General features: G+C 47.5%; 10 protein-coding genes, 16 tRNA genes, 2 rRNA genes and 1 pseudogene. 5 read left to right on the forward strand and 24 right to left on the reverse strand.

The window, feature by feature from the left end; genetic code table 11:
* Positions 1 to 454 precede the first annotated feature (454 nt).
* The 5 genes from NST99_RS29015 to NST99_RS29035 all read right to left on the reverse strand — a co-directional run bounded on the left by NST99_RS29015 (position 455) and on the right by NST99_RS29035 (position 5,079).
* The gene (locus NST99_RS29015) at positions 455 to 694 is read right to left on the reverse strand and encodes a NifU family protein (protein ID WP_341096365.1); all 240 of its coding nucleotides are present in this window, start codon (positions 692 to 694) and stop codon (positions 455 to 457) included.
* A gap of 321 nt (positions 695 to 1,015) precedes the next feature.
* A complete protein-coding gene (gene sufB, locus NST99_RS29020) occupies positions 1,016 to 2,413 on the reverse strand; it encodes a Fe-S cluster assembly protein SufB (protein ID WP_341096366.1) in 1,398 nt (465 codons plus the stop codon).
* Positions 2,414 to 2,466: 53 nt separating this feature from the next.
* On the reverse strand, positions 2,467 to 3,774 hold the full coding sequence (sufD, locus tag NST99_RS29025) for a Fe-S cluster assembly protein SufD (RefSeq protein WP_445744998.1): 1,308 nt from the start codon (positions 3,772 to 3,774) through the stop codon (positions 2,467 to 2,469).
* A gap of 23 nt (positions 3,775 to 3,797) precedes the next feature.
* Positions 3,798 to 4,577: a Fe-S cluster assembly ATPase SufC gene (gene sufC, locus NST99_RS29030; RefSeq protein WP_341096367.1), complete on the reverse strand. Its 780-nt coding sequence runs from the start codon at positions 4,575 to 4,577 to the stop codon at positions 3,798 to 3,800.
* A complete protein-coding gene (locus NST99_RS29035) occupies positions 4,558 to 5,079 on the reverse strand; it encodes a MarR family transcriptional regulator (protein ID WP_341096368.1) in 522 nt (173 codons plus the stop codon). Before NST99_RS29035 ends, sufC begins: the two co-directional genes overlap by 20 nt.
* Positions 5,080 to 5,666: 587 nt before the next feature.
* Here NST99_RS29035 and NST99_RS29040 point away from each other — a divergent pair.
* From NST99_RS29040 to NST99_RS29055, 4 genes and pseudogenes are all read left to right on the forward strand, one after another.
* Positions 5,667 to 5,837, forward strand: a complete 171-nt coding sequence (locus NST99_RS29040) for a hypothetical protein (protein ID WP_341096369.1) — start codon at positions 5,667 to 5,669, stop codon at positions 5,835 to 5,837.
* Between the two features lie 53 nt (positions 5,838 to 5,890).
* A complete protein-coding gene (locus NST99_RS29045; RefSeq protein WP_341096370.1) occupies positions 5,891 to 6,565 on the forward strand; it encodes a FadR/GntR family transcriptional regulator in 675 nt (224 codons plus the stop codon).
* Positions 6,549 to 6,955 (forward strand): annotated as a pseudogene (locus tag NST99_RS29050) (multidrug ABC transporter ATP-binding protein); the annotation flags it as partial. The gene NST99_RS29045 and the pseudogene NST99_RS29050, both read left to right, overlap by 17 nt.
* An 85-nt stretch (positions 6,956 to 7,040) precedes the next feature.
* The gene (locus NST99_RS29055) at positions 7,041 to 8,291 is read left to right on the forward strand and encodes a CynX/NimT family MFS transporter (protein ID WP_341096371.1); all 1,251 of its coding nucleotides are present in this window, start codon (positions 7,041 to 7,043) and stop codon (positions 8,289 to 8,291) included.
* A gap of 817 nt (positions 8,292 to 9,108) precedes the next feature.
* Here the strand turns inward: NST99_RS29055 and NST99_RS29060 are convergent.
* The 19 genes from NST99_RS29060 to NST99_RS29150 form a co-directional block, all read right to left on the reverse strand.
* Positions 9,109 to 9,190 (reverse strand) — tRNA-Leu (locus tag NST99_RS29060).
* 35 nt (positions 9,191 to 9,225) lie between these two features.
* Positions 9,226 to 9,299 (reverse strand) — tRNA-Cys (locus NST99_RS29065).
* 7 nt (positions 9,300 to 9,306) lie between these two features.
* Positions 9,307 to 9,381: transfer RNA gene (locus NST99_RS29070), tRNA-Gly, on the reverse strand.
* A gap of 4 nt (positions 9,382 to 9,385) precedes the next feature.
* Positions 9,386 to 9,460, reverse strand: a tRNA-Gln gene (locus tag NST99_RS29075).
* A gap of 19 nt (positions 9,461 to 9,479) precedes the next feature.
* A tRNA-His gene (locus tag NST99_RS29080) sits at positions 9,480 to 9,555 on the reverse strand.
* Between the two features lie 46 nt (positions 9,556 to 9,601).
* Positions 9,602 to 9,677, reverse strand: a tRNA-His gene (locus NST99_RS29085).
* A gap of 24 nt (positions 9,678 to 9,701) precedes the next feature.
* Positions 9,702 to 9,775 (reverse strand) — tRNA-Trp (locus NST99_RS29090).
* A 5-nt stretch (positions 9,776 to 9,780) separates the two neighbouring features.
* Positions 9,781 to 9,866, reverse strand: a tRNA-Tyr gene (locus NST99_RS29095).
* Between the two features lie 5 nt (positions 9,867 to 9,871).
* Positions 9,872 to 9,947 (reverse strand) — tRNA-Thr (locus NST99_RS29100).
* An 18-nt stretch (positions 9,948 to 9,965) separates the two neighbouring features.
* Positions 9,966 to 10,041, reverse strand: a tRNA-Phe gene (locus NST99_RS29105).
* A 22-nt stretch (positions 10,042 to 10,063) separates the two neighbouring features.
* A tRNA-Asp gene (locus tag NST99_RS29110) sits at positions 10,064 to 10,141 on the reverse strand.
* Positions 10,142 to 10,145: 4 nt separating this feature from the next.
* Positions 10,146 to 10,222: transfer RNA gene (locus NST99_RS29115), tRNA-Met, on the reverse strand.
* A gap of 33 nt (positions 10,223 to 10,255) precedes the next feature.
* A tRNA-Val gene (locus NST99_RS29120) sits at positions 10,256 to 10,331 on the reverse strand.
* Positions 10,332 to 10,386: 55 nt separating this feature from the next.
* Positions 10,387 to 10,461, reverse strand: a tRNA-Glu gene (locus NST99_RS29125).
* Between the two features lie 17 nt (positions 10,462 to 10,478).
* Positions 10,479 to 10,571 (reverse strand) — tRNA-Ser (locus NST99_RS29130).
* Between the two features lie 3 nt (positions 10,572 to 10,574).
* Positions 10,575 to 10,650 (reverse strand) — tRNA-Asn (locus NST99_RS29135).
* 63 nt (positions 10,651 to 10,713) lie between these two features.
* Positions 10,714 to 13,640: ribosomal RNA gene (locus NST99_RS29140) — 23S ribosomal RNA — on the reverse strand.
* Positions 13,641 to 13,884: 244 nt separating this feature from the next.
* A 16S ribosomal RNA gene (locus NST99_RS29145) occupies positions 13,885 to 15,440 on the reverse strand.
* The 16S and 23S rRNA genes sit together here with 16 tRNA genes alongside, the layout of an rRNA operon.
* A gap of 448 nt (positions 15,441 to 15,888) precedes the next feature.
* Positions 15,889 to 16,764: a nucleotidyltransferase-like protein gene (locus NST99_RS29150; protein ID WP_341096372.1), complete on the reverse strand. Its 876-nt coding sequence runs from the start codon at positions 16,762 to 16,764 to the stop codon at positions 15,889 to 15,891.
* Positions 16,765 to 16,893: 129 nt separating this feature from the next.
* Here NST99_RS29150 and NST99_RS29155 point away from each other — a divergent pair, with 129 nt between their 5' ends.
* The gene (locus NST99_RS29155) at positions 16,894 to 17,259 is read left to right on the forward strand and encodes a DUF2614 family zinc ribbon-containing protein (protein ID WP_038596523.1); all 366 of its coding nucleotides are present in this window, start codon (positions 16,894 to 16,896) and stop codon (positions 17,257 to 17,259) included.
* Positions 17,260 to 17,321: the final 62 nt, after the last annotated feature.

Raw genomic sequence — 17,321 nt, forward strand, 5'->3', positions numbered from 1 at the left:
TGACAAAGAAGCTGAAGCCAAGTTGATTACCCATTATGAGCCAGTTATCAATAAATAAGCAAAATGAAATGAAATCATTCATGAAGATTGCAAACAACAGTTGACAATTACTTTTATACTGGCAGTTGTTTTTTATCTTTACAACTAATTATTTGCAAAGCCATATGGGGTACACTTCATAGGGCTTTGCATTTTTAAAAATATTTAATTTTAGCTAAACATTATCATTTTATTCTATATATAGTTGCCTTTCTCATTCCATATTCCCATTTATAAGAAGCCATAACTTTGACTGCTTCTTGATCTTTTATACCTTCATATTATTCACTTCAAGTGTGCTCCTTTCTCTATGGTGAGAACGAGCGAATGAGTGCTGACAGCTCTCTCAAGATGCCTCAGACACACAGTATGCATACATTTGAGGATACATTTAGTGTCTTTTACCTAAATAAATTCAGAATACTTGTACAACTTCTTTAATCTCTTCAATCTCTTCAAGAATTGCGCGCTCAATAGCAGCCTTTAACGTAATCGTAGCACTTGGGCAACCGTTGCAAGCTCCCAAAAATCTTAATTTGGCTATACCGTTCTCAACCTCGACTAATTCAGCATCTCCACCGTCACGCAGTAAGAAAGGACGTAGTTTGAGAAGCACTTCCGATACTTCATCGAATAAAATTCCATTCCCCTCCATTATTCCAGCTCCTCTCATTGTTTTACCAACAGTCAATTCAAGCCTTTTTTCACCCTAGATAGTCTGACTGATCCTTTGCTTTTTGCCTAAGACTGGCCTCTTGATCCGAAAGTTCCCTTATAAGCGTATAAATAGAGTCTAAAGGTATCATCACACCACAACTTGCGCTCAATCCTGACAGCATATTGAAGTAGAACTGAAGTTTCCGTATCTCTCGGGTAATTTGAGCTAGTTCTGAATTGTCCGAATTATTCTTCTTCATTACCAACACCTCGTACTTCTTTAAAGAGTGATAAAGGTTTGATCTATTAAATTATTGAATCAACCGATGCTGCCTTCCATTTCAAATTGAATCAGCCGATTCATTTCAACGGCATATTCCATCGGCAATTCTTTGGTAAACGGCTCAATAAAGCCCATTACAATCATTTGTGTGGCATCTTGTTCTGTAAGCCCGCGGCTCATTAAGTAAAACAATTGTTCCTCGGACACTTTGGATACTGTTGCCTCGTGCTCCAAAGTAATCTGATCGTTTTTAATTTCATTGTAAGGAATCGTATCTGATGATGACAGGTTGTCCAAAATCAACGTATCACACTTAATATTGGACTTGGATCCTGCGGAATCGCGGCTGAAGCTTGACAATCCCCGGTAGTTTACTTTGCCGCCCTGCTTGCTGATCGATTTGGATATAATCGTAGATGTTGTCTCGGGAGCAAGGTGAATTACCTTCGCACCGGCATCTTGATGCTGATCTTTACCGGCTACGGCAATAGACAGGATGGACCCCTTGGCTCCCCTTCCTTTCAATATTACAGCCGGATACTTCATGGTTACCTTGGAGCCGATGTTGCCGTCCACCCATTCCATTGTGGCATTTTCCTCTGCTACAGCCCTTTGGGTTACCAAGTTGTAGATATTAGGAGCCCAATTCTGGATTGTCGTGTAACGGACACGGGAATCTTTCCTGCAAATAATTTCAATAACTCCGCTATGCAGAGAACTGGTACTATAAATAGGCGCTGTACATCCTTCAACATAATGGATAAAACTACCCTCTTCGGCAATAATTAATGTCCGCTCGAATTGGCCCATATTTTCAGAATTAATACGGAAATACCCTTGTATAGGAACCTCACATTGAACGCCCCTCGGAATGTATACAAAGCTGCCGCCTGACCAAACCGCACTGTTAAGCGCTGCAAATTTATTGTCGGCGGGAGGGATGATCGTTCCAAAATGTTGCCTGAACACTTCAGGATATTGCTTTAAAGCAGTATCCGTATCAAGGAAAACAACGCCCTGCTCCTCCAGTTCCTTCCGCATACTGTGATAGACTACTTCCGACTCGTATTGAGCGGATACGCCTGCCAGAAACTTTTGCTCCGCTTCAGGAATCCCTAGCTTGTCAAAGGTTGCTTTAATCTCGGTGGGAACCTCCTCCCAGGTCTTTCCTTGTTTTTCGGAAGGGCGAACATAGTATTGAATGTTATCAAGATTTAATCCGGACAAATCCGCTCCCCACCCAGGCATCGGCATTTTGTAGAATTGCTTCAAAGCTTTCAGCCGAAAATCGAGCATCCACTCCGGCTCTTCCTTGATTCGGGAAATTTCACGGACAATCTCTTCAGTCAGACCTTTTCCAGATTGAAAAATAGACTGGTGCTCATCGCGAAACCCATATTTATATTCACCCATATCCGGCGCTTTTTTAGCCATTGTTATCGCTCCTTTTAACCTTCATAAGACTCACTTTGATTGGCTCAGATTCCCTATAATCTGCCAAGCTTTTTCTCCACTACATCCTGCAGGCGGCTACGCACTCCCTCCAGCGGGATCTCCGAAATGACAGGAGCGAGGAATCCGAAAATAACAAGATATTCGGCTTCGCTCCGTGAGATCCCACGAGACATCAGATAATAGATTTGTTCCGCATTTACTTGCCCCACGGATGCAGCATGACCGGCGGTTACATCATCCTCATCTATCAGCAGGATCGGATTGGCATCACCGCGCGCATTTGGACTTAACATCAGTACACGTTCTGTTTGCTGACCATCACAATGGGTTGCACCTTTTTCAATTTTTGTAATCCCGTTGATAATGGCCGTAGCTTCTTCACGCATTACTGCGCGTGTGATCATTTGGCTCACCGAGCTTCTGCCAAAATGCTGAGCTTGCGTAGTATAACTCAATTTCTGGTCCCCAGAGCCTATCGCAATCACCTTAGCGTCAGAGATGGACCCGTTGCCCTGGAGTAATGTCTTGGTATCACTGGCGGTATAGCCATTATTCATCTCGCCGACAATCCATTCTACACCGCCATCCGCAAGCACAATCGCACGCCGCTGGGTGAAGTCCGTTGTTGCTGCAGCAAGCTGATGAACAGAAGCGACCTGCACCTTGGAGCCTGCCCCTGCAAACACCTCTACCACACCATTATGCAAAACCTTGATATCATCTCTGCTCGATATACAATGATCCACATAGCTGATCTTGCTGTTGTTACCAGTCACAATCAAGATGTGAGGAGCAAAAAGCGCCCCGCTCGTATCGCTATAAAAGATCGCTTGAATGGGAACTTCAACCTCTATACCGTCCGGGACATATAGAAAAACGCCACCACTCCATAAGGCACTGTGCACAGCAGACAATCTGTGCTCTTCCGGCTTCACAGCCCGGTCGAGGTAACATTGAACCAATTCCTCATGTTCTCTCGCAGCAGTATGCAAATCAGTTAAAATCACTCCCTGTGCGGCTAAATCAGCCGACAATTCTGTGTACACTACATCCGAATTGATCTGAACGATGAGTCCGCCTTCCACCGGAGAGGCAAACAAACCTCGAACAACCTCCGGCGCATCTTCCAAACCTGACCACGCATTCTCAGCTTTGTAACCACCACTTTCGTAGATATCCCATTTTTCAAGTTTGATTTTCTCCACTTTAGGCAGCTCCAGCGTCTCTGCCAGCTCGAGTGCCCGAATCCGGCGTTCAAGCAACCAACGAGGTTCATCCTTAGCACTTGACCAAGCGCATAAAGCGTTCGCATTCATTGAAATTTTTGCTTGTATACCCACTTGCTTTTCCTCCTCTTCAGCTTTCAAACTTCCTCGCCTACCGTCTCATCCGTAATCCCAAGCTCTTCTTTTACCCAATCGTATCCTTCAGCCTCTAAACGGTGGGCAAGCTCCGGGCCGCCAGATTTAACTATCCGGCCTTGCATCATGACATGCACAAAATCCGGGGTAATATAGTTCAGCAGGCGCTGATAATGGGTGATGATTAAAAAGCCTCTACCCGGGCTGCGCATCTCATTTACGCCATTGGCCACAATACGCAGTGCATCAATATCAAGCCCGGAATCCACTTCATCCAGGATCACAAACTTGGGTTCAAGCAGCATCATTTGCAAAATCTCATTCCGCTTTTTTTCACCGCCGGAGAATCCCTCATTCAAATAACGATGCGCAAATTCCGGGTTCATCTCCAGCCCCTTCATTTTGCTCTCCATTTCACGGATAAAACGAATCAAGGATATCTCATCGCCTTCTTCACGCCGTGCATTGATGGCACTTCTGAGAAAGTCCGAGTTGGTCACCCCGGCAATTTCACTTGGGTATTGCATAGCGAGGAACAAGCCTGCCTGGGCACGCTCATCCACCTCCATCTCCAGAAGGTCTTCATTGTCTAATGTCACCTTGCCGCCAGTAACCTCATATTTTGGATGGCCCATTAAAGCTGAAGCCAACGTACTTTTCCCCGTCCCGTTAGGCCCCATAATCGCATGAATCTCTCCGCCATGAATCTCCAGTGTGAGCCCTTTTAAAATTTCTTTCCCTTCAATCTTGGATCTTAATTCCTCAATCTTTAATGTCGTCATTTATTGTAAACTTCCCTTCGGAGTAATCTTCGGCACGTGCCACCAAATCACTCATAAATTTTCCAATAATCTGCAGCTCAGCCTCTGAATAGGATTCAATGAATTGGTAAAACCTTTCTTCTTTTTCTTTGTGCAGCTCTTTATGCAAATGATAAACGTGTCTTCCCTTATCCGTTAAACTAAAGTAAATCTCCTTACGATTGTTGTTCAGTTGACTTCTCATAATGAAGCCCATTTCCAGCAGCTTTGCACTAATTTTAGTAATGCCAGCTTTGGACAACCCCATCTTCTCCACAATCCCGGTATGATTTATCGGTTCATAATCACCAATGCAATCAATAACGTGTACACTAGTAATATTGTTGGAGAGCATGTCAATCTGGTACTTTCTGGCCTGTTGCCGAAACGAGTTAAATTCTTGCTCAGTATACAGCTCATTCAGATGCAGCATTCTAATATATTGCTCGTAAAGATGACCTTTAAAATGATTTTGAAACTCCAATTTCGTAATCTCCCCTTTCTTGTAGTAGCTGCAGACCAAGTTCAGTGTCAGCAATAGATTATTTTTTGTTCACAAGAGAACAAAATCATATTAACACAATTGATATTGATTATCAATATCAATTGTGTTCAGTGTGACGCAATTGTGGAGTCGCTTTTCATTGGTTCGTGTCATTGTCATCGGCCTCATGCTTCGGAACGTCCCGGTACACCTGCCACAGAACCACTTTGTAGCAAACCCATGCCGAAGCTCAACCGGTATTTGAAAAAGGGAGAGGTCCATCCCTTGGAGTTGGTGGAAGACGAGAAAGCGCAACGGGACATCCGCCTGACTGTGAAAGCAGCTGAAGGAACTTTTCACTGTTCAGTTCAGTAATTCATCAAATATTTTTTTTTTTTGAGAAACTGAGGTGTGATTCACTCTTATGTTGTTCCTTCGGATGTTGTCAATTTCGAGATCGATATCAACTTTTTAGTTCGTCACCACAACAGAAGTAAAGGCTCGTTTTGCTTGTCGCAGTCTTCCCTCCTCCCGCTTTATCATACAGCGCTGATATTTTGCAATTGGATGATAAAAGGAGGATAAACATGAATAGTACTTCTACTCTGCTCCATTTAGCGCAAAATGGTGACAAGGAAGCAGAAGCCACGTTGATCACTCGTTATGAGCCAGTTATTCCTACCTTTCAATTGGATTCTATGAAAAAACTTGATGATAATCATTATCAATTTCATCTTTCCAAGTTAAAGTCAATCTGATATAATAACACCGAAATACCAAACATCCTACGTTTCGTAAAGGAGTAATGCTGTTGTTAACTCAAACTCAACGTTTAACCTTGGTGGAACAGGTGGCCTACCAGATCCAGGAGAAGATCGAAAACAGCGAATGGCAAGTAGGGATGCGTATTCCTCCAGAGCCCGAGCTAATGGAACAGCTTCAAGTCAGCCGTAATACCTTGAGGGAAGCCATTCGGGCTTTAACGTATGCGGGTCTGCTGAAGACCAGACAAGGGGATGGGACCTATGTCTGCTCCTCAAGTGTTTTGGGGTCAGTGATTAAAAAAGTGATTCAGCATACCGATAAGCTAGAGAGCCTGGAGGTCCGATATGCATTGGAAAGAGAGGCTGCTGTCCTGGCTACCCTCAGGAGAGGCGAAGAAGATTTGGAGGCGATTCGGACATGCTTGGACCAGTGCAGACAAGCAGCCAGCCAGCAGGATCTCAAAGCTTATGCTCACTGGGATGTCGAGTTTCACAAAATGGTGATTGCTGCTTCACATAACCAATTGATGGCGAATTTGTACAATCATATTTCCGAGGCGCTGCAAAACATGGTTTTGGAAACGAAGGACTTCAAAAATGCAGCTTTTTATCACGACTCTCATGACCTGCTTTATCAAGCCATTGCCAATCAGGATTGCCATCAAGCCGAGGAGGCTGTTCGTTTATACATTGAAAAGGCCCGTACAGAATATAGCGTATGACGAAATCTGGGAAGCCACACACCGGGCTTAACTAGAGACCTTTATCCATGCACAACCTGAAGGGATGGATACAGTGATCGGAGAACGTGGGGTAGATTGTCCGGGGGACAAAAACAGTGACTGGCTATTTACGGATGTTCCTCAAGAATTCGCCCATCCTGATCCTGGACCAGACCCCCACTGCACTGGATACCGAACTTCAATTCAGCATTCTCTTGCTGAGCTTTCAGCGAGAAGAACAACTTTGATGATTGCTCACCGTCTGGCAACCATAAAGAGAGCAGATCAAATTGTGGTCGTACCGCATATAGCATTGAAGAACAAGGAAAGCACGAAGCATTGCTTGCCGCTGTTGGACATTACAGTCGTTTTTCGCCCACAGTTTGGTGATGTACAATACATTCCCTCTTAAGGTTACTTCCTCCACATGGATGAAATTGACGATTAATTAACTTAAAACGCAGGAGGAACCCTTATGAGTTCGCCAGAACAATTGTTAAAAAAACAGGATAAAATATCCAGTACCGGCATTCGCAAGCAAGCTACATTATGGTTCATGATCGTAGGAATTATTTTTATCGCAGCGAATTTGCGTGCTCCCCTCACATCGGTGGGGCCATTAGTCAGTATTATTCGGGAGAACGTGCATATTTCAAATACCTTAGCAGGCCTGATTACCACAGTTCCACTGATTGCATTTGCATTATTATCACCTTTTGTACCAAAATTAGGACGTAAATATGGTGTAGAACGTATTATCCTGATTTCCCTTATTTTTTTGGTCATCGGTATTGTTGTTCGCTCGTTATCCGGAGCGGTGACCTTATATGTTGGAACCGCAGTTCTGGGGTTTGCTATCACCATATGTAATGTGTTACTACCGAGCCTGATTAAACGGGAATTTCCGCAGCAAATGGGTACTATGACAGGGGTTTATTCTGTTTCCATGAATCTATGCGGGGCAATTGCTTCCGGCATTAGTGTTCCCTTAGCTGTGGGGGCAGGCTTGAACTGGCAAGGTGCCTTGGGAGTATGGGGGATACTTAGCGTCATCTCCATTCTCTTTTGGGTACCGCAACTCAAGGCTCCAGCGAAACCAGCCGCTGTTGCCAGCAGCGCAGGGAACAACCATCAGATCAATATATGGCGCTCTCCGTTGGCTTGGCAGGTAACTCTTTTTATGGGAATACAATCGGCCATTTTTTATGTGCTGGTGGCATGGCTGCCTGAAATACTAAAAGATCAAGGCATCAGTTCAAGTCAATCCGGCTGGTTTCTCTCGATTCTGATTATGGCTTCACTCCCCTTTGCATTTGTCGTTCCTGTTATAGCTGGACGCATGCCTAACCAACGGTTGTTAGTGGTTATTACAACGATTCTGCTTTTGATCGGAACACTTGGACTTCTCTATAGCAGTATCCATCTGGTTCTGTTTTGGGTTATTATTCTTGGTATTGGGGCGGGCTTTGCCTTTGGCTTGTCCATGATGTTTTTCGGCTTGCGTACCCAAAGTGCCCATCAGGCGGCTGAATTATCGGGCATGGCCCAATCCATCGGATATCTACTAGCAGCAATTGGCCCAGCGCTGATTGGATACTTGCATGATGCCACTCATAGTTGGAGCGTTCCACTCCTGATATTGGTTGGCGCTTCTGCTCTACTCGGTATCTTTGGTCTGGGTGCGGCTAGGGATCAATTTGTTGGTTCTGCGAAGTGCCTGTTCTGATGGAGGTTATCAGCTTTAATTGCTCATTATGAGCCAGTTATTATTAAGTACGCAAAAACAAATGGAACCGGCGTGCAAACAGCAGATGACGATTGCCTAGATCATGGTAGTTCATCGCTTTGATCTTAGTCACTACGAATAAAAAAGGGACTGGCTCTGTGTATCTTACTACACGGGGCCAGTTCTTTTTTACACACTCTATTTCGAGAAAATTCCCAGGAAACAGTTTCCCTTTTCACTCCTAATCCCCATTTATATAACAGGAAGCAATCATCATATATTTACTTCCTTGATTACAATTTGATCCTTGAAAACTTCATAATGCTTGTTTCAAGTACGTTCCTCTCTCCTCTGTGAAATCCAGAAGCGACGAAGCGGAAGCGCTGTGACAGTCCCAAAACGGGGCTTGAGCAACCACTTCTCCGGCTAAAATCATCCTGTGGTGGGATGAATCGCCATGACTAGAGAAAGGGATTATGATACTTCTGCCCGGCCAACGTCACGGTATTGGGGGCAGCCCGCTCGGATGAGGGGGAGCTTCGTCATAAAGTTAATGCTATGATGCTGACTTACCATCAGCAGCTTGAACTAACACTTATCCTTCACCTTATGAAAGCATAGTGATGCCTTGTTAATATGCACACGGCCCACCGCGCGCATATACATATCCATTTGAAAAGGAAACTATGTTATATGTCAGGACATTGTATTCCATTACTCTCCGACACCACACATCTCCTTATGTCCAAGTTTGTACTTAATAATTACACAAAAAAGTCCATTGATATAATATCAATGGACTTCTAAAGGTTGTAGTTGGTACCGGCGAGAGGACTCGAACCTCCACGGTTTCCCACTCGATTTTGAGTCGAGCGCGTCTGCCATTCCGCCACGCCGGCGTATAGATAATGATAACAATCAGTTCAAAAAATAATGGAGGCGCCACCCAGACTCGAACTGGGGATAAAGCTTTTGCAGAGCTTTGCCTTACCACTTGGCTATGGCGCCACAAAAATGGAGCGGACGACGGGAATCGAACCCGCGACCCTCGCCTTGGCAAGGCGATGCTCTACCGCTGAGCCACGTCCGCAAAATGGCTGGGGATATAGGATTTGAACCTATGCATGACGGAGTCAAAGTCCGTTGCCTTACCGCTTGGCTAATCCCCAATAACATTTTAGATAAAAATGGGGCGACTGATGGGTCTCGAACCCACGAATGCCGGAACCACAATCCGGTGCGTTAACCCCTTCGCCACAGTCGCCATATGAAGCTGTTACTAACAATTTGCCAATCTTGTTTTAAAGAAATGGGGCGACCGATGGGTCTCGAACCCACGAATGCCGGAACCACAATCCGGTGCGTTAACCCCTTCGCCACGGTCGCCATATTAAGCTTTAAAATTTTCATTGGCAGGGGCAGCAGGAATTGAACCCACACCAACGGTTTTGGAGACCGTTGTTCTACCTTTAAACTATGCCCCTAAGGATGGTGGAGGCTGATGGATTCGAACCACCGAACACGTACGTGAGCAGATTTACAGTCTGATGCGTTTGGCCACTTCGCTAAGCCTCCACAGATGGTGCCGGCGAGAGGACTTGAACCCCCAACCTACTGATTACAAGTCAGTTGCTCTACCAATTGAGCTACACCGGCATATTCAGTTAAAGAAAATGGTGGCGCGGGAGGGAATCGAACCCCCGACACAAGGATTTTCAGTCCTTTGCTCTACCGACTGAGCTACCGAGCCATATAAGTTGTTAAGGTATTGATGGCGGAACCGACGGGATTCGAACCCGCGATCTCCTGCGTGACAGGCAGGCATGTTAGGCCAACTACACCACGGTTCCAAATTGGTTGCGGGGGCAGGATTTGAACCTGCGGCCTTCGGGTTATGAGCCCGACGAGCTACCGGGCTGCTCCACCCCGCGTCAGTAAGAAAAGTATTCATTTAAAAGTTACAATGGTGGAGGCTGAGGGGATCGAACCCCCGACCCTCTGCTTGTAAGGCAGATGCTCTCCCAGCTGAGCTAAGCCTCCATAAACGAACAATTGTTATTGTAGCAATTTCACTATATGAAATCAAGTGAAAAAATGGTGACCCGTATGGGATTCGAACCCATGTTACCTCCGTGAAAGGGAGGTGTCTTAACCCCTTGACCAACGGGCCATACCTGTAAAAATTTATGGCGGAGAGAGAGGGATTCGAACCCTCGAGACGCTTGTGGCGCCTACACGATTTCCAATCGTGCTCCTTCGGCCAAACTCGGACACCTCTCCATATGGCTCCCCGAACAGGACTCGAACCTGTGACAACTCGATTAACAGTCGAGTGCTCTACCAACTGAGCTATCAGGGAATATTACATATCAGGCTTGATCACCTGAAAACTGAATCCGAAACGAATCTGCGTCTTAATTTGTTGGATAAGCCCTCGACCGATTAGTATTGGTCAGCTCCATGCATTGCTGCACTTCCACCTCCAACCTATCTACCTCGTCGTCTTCAAGGGGTCTTACTGATTGGGAAATCTCATCTTGAGGGGGGCTTCACGCTTAGATGCTTTCAGCGCTTATCCCGTCCGTACGTAGCTACTCAGCCATGCTCCTGGCGGAACAACTGATGCACCAGCGGTACGTCCATCCCGGTCCTCTCGTACTAAGGACAGCTCCTCTCAAATTTCCTGCGCCCACGACAGATAGGGACCGAACTGTCTCACGACGTTCTGAACCCAGCTCGCGTACCGCTTTAATGGGCGAACAGCCCAACCCTTGGGACCTACTTCAGCCCCAGGATGCGATGAGCCGACATCGAGGTGCCAAACCTCCCCGTCGATGTGGACTCTTGGGGGAGATAAGCCTGTTATCCCCAGGGTAGCTTTTATCCGTTGAGCGATGGCCCTTCCATGCGGTACCACCGGATCACTAAGTCCGACTTTCGTCCCTGCTCGACTTGTAGGTCTCGCAGTCAAGCTCCCTTATGCCTTTGCACTCTTCGAATGATTTCCAACCATTCTGAGGGAACCTTTGAACGCCTCCGTTACTCTTTAGGAGGCGACCGCCCCAGTCAAACTGCCCGCCTGACACGGTCCCCGTACCCGTTTAGGGTACCAGGTTAGAACCTAGATACGATCAGGGTGGTATCCCAACGGCGCCTCCGCAGAAGCTTGCGCTCCTGCCTCTACGGCTCCCACCTATCCTGTACAGATCGTACCCAAATTCAATATCAAGCTGCAGTAAAGCTCCATGGGGTCTTTCCGTCTTGTCGCGGGTAACCTGCATCTTCACAGGTATTAAAATTTCACCGGATCTCTCGTTGAGACAGCGCCCAAGTCGTTACGCCATTCGTGCGGGTCAGAATTTACCTGACAAGGAATTTCGCTACCTTAGGACCGTTATAGTTACGGCCGCCGTTTACTGGGGCTTCGGTTCACAGCTTCGGATTGCTCCTAACCGCTCCCCTTAACCTTCCAGCACCGGGCAGGCGTCAGCCCGTATACTTCGCCTTGCGGCTTCGCACAGACCTGTGTTTTTGCTAAACAGTCGCTTGGGCCTTTTCACTGCGGCCCCCTCGGGCTATTCACCCTACCGAGGCACCCCTTCTCCCGAAGTTACGGGGTCATTTTGCCGAGTTCCTTAACGAGAGTTCTTCCGCGCGCCTTAGAATTCTCTTCTCGCCTACCTGTGTCGGTTTGCGGTACGGGCACCTTCTCCTGGCTAGAGGCTTTTCTTGGCAGTGTGAGATCATGACCTTCGCTACTATAATTTTCGCTCCCCATCACAGCCCAGCCTTAACGGTGTGCGGATTTGCCTACACACCAGCCTCACTGCTTAGACGGACATCCATCAGTCCGCGTCACTACCCTCCTGCGTCACCCCATCGCTCATAGCGGATTACGGTGGTACAGTAATTTCAAACTGTTGTCCTTCGACTACGCCTTTCGGCCTCGCCTTAGGTCCCGACTTACCCTGAGCGGACGAGCCTTCCTCAGGAAACCTTGGGCTTTCGGCGGATCAGATTCTCACTGATCTTTTCGTTACTCATACCGGCATTCTCACTTGTATGCTGTCCAGCGCTCCTTACGGTACACCTTCAACCCACATACAACGCTCCCCTACCCCAGATGCAAAGCATCTAGCCATAGCTTCGGTGGTGTGTTTAGCCCCGTTACATTTTCGGCGCAGAGTCACTCGACCAGTGAGCTATTACGCACTCTTTCAATGGTGGCTGCTTCTAAGCCAACATCCTGGTTGTCTGTGCAACTCCACATCCTTTCCCACTTAACACACACTTGGGGACCTTAGCTGATGGTCTGGGCTGTTTCCCTTTTGACAATGGATCTTAGCACTCACTGTCTGACTCCCGGCAAGAAGTTAATGGCATTCGGAGTTTGACTGAGCTTGGTAACCCTTGCGGGCCCCGCACCCAATCAGTGCTCTACCTCCACCACTCCATTCACCGAGGCTAGCCCTAAAGCTATTTCGGGGAGAACCAGCTATCTCCGAGTTCGATTGGAATTTCTCCGCTACCCCCACCTCATCCCCGCATTTTTCAACATACGTGGGTTCGGGCCTCCAGTGCGTGTTACCGCACCTTCACCCTGGACAGGGGTAGATCACACGGTTTCGGGTCTACGTCCACATACTAAATCGCCCTATTCAGACTCGCTTTCGCTGCGGCTCCGGCTTCTCACCTTAACCTTGCATGTTAAACGTAACTCGCCGGTTCATTCTACAAAAGGCACGCCATCACCCCTAGATCGGGCTCTGACTTTTTGTAAGCACACGGTTTCAGGTTCTATTTCACTCCCCTTCCGGGGTGCTTTTCACCTTTCCCTCACGGTACTGTTTCACTATCGGTCGCCAGGTAGTATTTAGCCTTAGCAGATGGTCCTGCTGGATTCATACGGGGTTTCACGTGCCCCGCACTACTCGGGATCCGTCTCGGAGAGAACACAGTTTAGGCTACAGGGCTTTTACCTCTATCGCGGGCCTTTCCAGACCTCTTCACCTACCATATTCCTTTGTAACTCCATGTGAGACGTCCCACAACCCCAAGGGGCAAGCCCCTTGGTTTAGGCTGTTCCGCGTTCGCTCGCCGCTACTGACGGAATCACTATTGTTTTCTCTTCCTCAGGGTACTTAGATGTTTCAGTTCCCCTGGTCTGCCTCTATCTCTCCTATGTATTCAGAGAGAAGTAACTGCGAATTACCACAGCTGGGTTTCCCCATTCGGACACCCCCGGATCAAAGCTTGCTTACAGCTCCCCGAGGCAGTTTCGTTGTTCGCCACGTCCTTCGTCGGCTCCTGGCGCCTAGGCATCCTCCGTGTGCTCTTATTAGCTTAACCAATGCGTTTTCCGTTAGGAAAATCGCTAGCATCGCTATAATTAAAACTTGTTTACACAAGTTTCAGCTAAAAGATGTTCTAAAACGCAAATTCGTTTCGGTATCCAGTTTTCAAGGATCAAGGTACTACTTGAGAGCTTAAACTCTCAAAACTGACCAACGAGTGAGTAACAGGCCTAAACCTGAGTTTTGGAAGCTAAGCTTCCGATTTGAATGTTTCCGTTGCAGGAAACGATTCTCCATAGAAAGGAGGTGATCCAGCCGCACCTTCCGATACGGCTACCTTGTTACGACTTCACCCCAATCATCTACCCCACCTTCGGCGGCTGGCTCCCTTGCGGGTTACCCCACCGACTTCGGGTGTTGTAAACTCTCGTGGTGTGACGGGCGGTGTGTACAAGACCCGGGAACGTATTCACCGCGGCATGCTGATCCGCGATTACTAGCAATTCCGACTTCATGCAGGCGAGTTGCAGCCTGCAATCCGAACTGAGACCGGCTTTGCTGGGATTGGCTCCACCTCGCGGCTTCGCTTCCCGTTGTACCGGCCATTGTAGTACGTGTGTAGCCCAGGTCATAAGGGGCATGATGATTTGACGTCATCCCCACCTTCCTCCGGTTTGTCACCGGCAGTCACTCTAGAGTGCCCAGCCTTACCTGCTGGCAACTAAAGTCAAGGGTTGCGCTCGTTGCGGGACTTAACCCAACATCTCACGACACGAGCTGACGACAACCATGCACCACCTGTCTCCTCTGTCCCGAAGGCCGCCACTATCTCTAGTGGATTCAGAGGGATGTCAAGACCTGGTAAGGTTCTTCGCGTTGCTTCGAATTAAACCACATACTCCACTGCTTGTGCGGGTCCCCGTCAATTCCTTTGAGTTTCAGTCTTGCGACCGTACTCCCCAGGCGGAGTGCTTACTGTGTTAACTTCGGCACCAAGGGTATCGAAACCCCTAACACCTAGCACTCATCGTTTACGGCGTGGACTACCAGGGTATCTAATCCTGTTTGCTCCCCACGCTTTCGCGCCTCAGCGTCAGTTACAGCCCAGAAAGTCGCCTTCGCCACTGGTGTTCCTCCACATATCTACGCATTTCACCGCTACACGTGGAATTCCACTTTCCTCTTCTGTACTCAAGCCACCCAGTTTCCAGTGCGACCTCAGGTTGAGCCCAAGGTTTAAACACCAGACTTAAATAGCCGCCTGCGCGCGCTTTACGCCCAATAATTCCGGACAACGCTTGCCCCCTACGTATTACCGCGGCTGCTGGCACGTAGTTAGCCGGGGCTTTCTTCTCAGGTACCGTCACTCCGGTAGCAGTTACTCTACCGGACGTTCTTCCCTGGCAACAGAGCTTTACGATCCGAAAACCTTCATCACTCACGCGGCGTTGCTCCGTCAGGCTTTCGCCCATTGCGGAAGATTCCCTACTGCTGCCTCCCGTAGGAGTCTGGGCCGTGTCTCAGTCCCAGTGTGGCCGTTCACCCTCTCAGGTCGGCTACGCATCGTCGCCTTGGTGAGCCGTTACCCCACCAACTAGCTAATGCGCCGCAGGCCCATCTCCTTGTAGCAGATTGCTCCGCCTTTCATCCTCCGTCCATGTGAACAAAGGAATTATCCGGTATTAGCTACCGTTTCCGGTAGTTATCCCAGTCAAAGAGGTAGGTTGCCTACGTGTTACTCACCCGTCCGCCGCTAAGTTATTCCAGAGCAAGCTCCTTCATAACTCCGCTCGACTTGCATGTATTAGGCACGCCGCCAGCGTTCGTCCTGAGCCAGGATCAAACTCTCCAAATTGGTATTTAGAAAGAGCGATTGCTCAATTTGAAACATCTGACGAGAATTTACATTCTCTTTTTTCGGATCTCACTTACGTGATTTCCATACTCACTCGTTGTTCAGTTTTCAAAGATCAAGTTCTTGTTTTTCGTCGTCGTCGCTTGTCAGCAGCGACCTTTATAATATATCACGGCAACCTCGTTTTAGTCAACCTTTTTTTTAATTTCTTTTTTCGGTTGATTTACGCTTGCTTTGCAGCTTGTCATTGTGTCTGAGGGCCGAGTTATAATTTAACACACCATTAACAAAAGAGTCAACTATAAATATTCCCTGCGTTTATCATCTCATTCAGAAACTGTACAAATAAAAAAAGAGAGCGCCCGGCCTCTCCCTATCCTACAGCATATGCTCTTTTGTCAGGTGGAACATCCCGTTATGGATAGCCACTCTATCCTGCTCTTTATCTTTACCGGGTGTAACGTACCGCATGACCGTCACCGGCATCATCCGCCCAGGAAGTAATCTCTCTTATTAGTGAACGGGAAACAAGCTTGCGCAATACAAGCGGCAGTTCAGCTTCCAATTGGCTGAGGCCCGAATGCTGCAGTAATTCTTTGATACTCCATGATTCCTTTCGGCTGCCCAGGATATTCAAAAGCAATCTGCAACAATCAGACATCTTCGACATTAGGGCAAATTCACAGGCAAGCAGAATCAGTTCGACTCGTTGATCTAGAGTTTCGGTACTCACCGTAAGCTCTTCATACAGCTTGTGAACAGGGGTGTTTAGACTCTTGACTTGTTCCCATACTGCAGGGTCGGGGAAAAATCCCGCTTCACTAACTTCAATCCGCGCCCAATGATACAAAGCAATCAAAACACAGTTGTAGGCATCCATGGTACAGTTTGCTTCCAGATACCGTTTGGATTTAACATACATATGCTGAAAGCGTGCAAATTCCATAAACAGCACCCGCTCTCTTAGCGGGCCCTGGAATTGCATGATCTCCCTGCGCATATCCCCTAATATTCCCTTAGGGTCCCAAATCACATCTCCAGCTATTAAGCTGGTAAGAAGTTCATTGTTATCACCCGCCATTACAGCCCGCTCCAGGGCAGATAAGCCTACATGCACAGACTGCGTGCGACGGTCACCGGCAATGCTATGGGTTATAGTCCGTTCTTTCTCTTCATCTTCATGCAGCATCAGCACTACCATATCGAAGTCATGAAGAAGCGCACTCTGAAACGGAGCATTACCCTTCTGCCTCAAAGTGACAGCTCCCAGAACATTCTCATCAAACGTTTCTCCACTCAACAGGGTCAAATTGGATAGTTCCATACTTCCCTCCATCAAATTTGGCGATTTTGCGTCCAGTCAGTTATAATCCTCTTAAATAATAATATTCTACATATTCATATCAGTTCCTCCTGGACGACCGAACTATATTTTAGTTAGGAGTAAATACTCATGAAGCTAAAATCGGCTAAAATCAATGCTTTTCGCACCTGGGGACTACTGCTTACCATGCTTGGAATGGGACTCATGATTCTGGGAACGGCAGGCATCGTATTCTGGGGATCAGCAGGCAAAGTATTCGCGGCTATCGGTCTGGTCATCGGCCTGATCTCCATGATGGCAAGTCTCGCCATTTATTTCTGGGCAGGCATGCTGTCCACCAGCGCAGTCCAGCTGGAATGTCCGGAATGCCACAAACTGACCAAGATGCTCGGGAAAACAGACCGCTGCATGTTCTGCCATACCCTTCTGACAAGGGACCCGGCGCAGGCTACGATAACTGCAGAGCAGCTCGAAACTCAGCAGCTCAAGCAATAACGACAGCCAATGAATGAATCATACAAACAAGGGGCTCCCAGACTGGGAGCCCCTTGTTATCT

Source organism: Paenibacillus sp. FSL L8-0470, assembly GCF_038008625.1.
Lineage (GTDB): Bacteria > Bacillota > Bacilli > Paenibacillales > Paenibacillaceae > Paenibacillus_AQ.

Coding starts and splice junctions, on each gene's coding strand:
- NST99_RS29015 (WP_341096365.1), bottom strand. CDS start 694: ATGGAGGGGAATGGAATTTTATTCGATGAAGTATCGGAAGTGCTTCTC.
- sufB (WP_341096366.1), bottom strand. CDS start 2,413: ATGGCTAAAAAAGCGCCGGATATGGGTGAATATAAATATGGGTTTCGC.
- sufC (WP_341096367.1), bottom strand. CDS start 4,577: ATGACGACATTAAAGATTGAGGAATTAAGATCCAAGATTGAAGGGAAA.
- NST99_RS29040 (WP_341096369.1), top strand. CDS start 5,667: ATGAATAGTACTTCTACTCTGCTCCATTTAGCGCAAAATGGTGACAAG.
- NST99_RS29055 (WP_341096371.1), top strand. CDS start 7,041: ATGAGTTCGCCAGAACAATTGTTAAAAAAACAGGATAAAATATCCAGT.
- NST99_RS29150 (WP_341096372.1), bottom strand. CDS start 16,764: ATGGAACTATCCAATTTGACCCTGTTGAGTGGAGAAACGTTTGATGAG.
- NST99_RS29155 (WP_038596523.1), top strand. CDS start 16,894: ATGAAGCTAAAATCGGCTAAAATCAATGCTTTTCGCACCTGGGGACTA.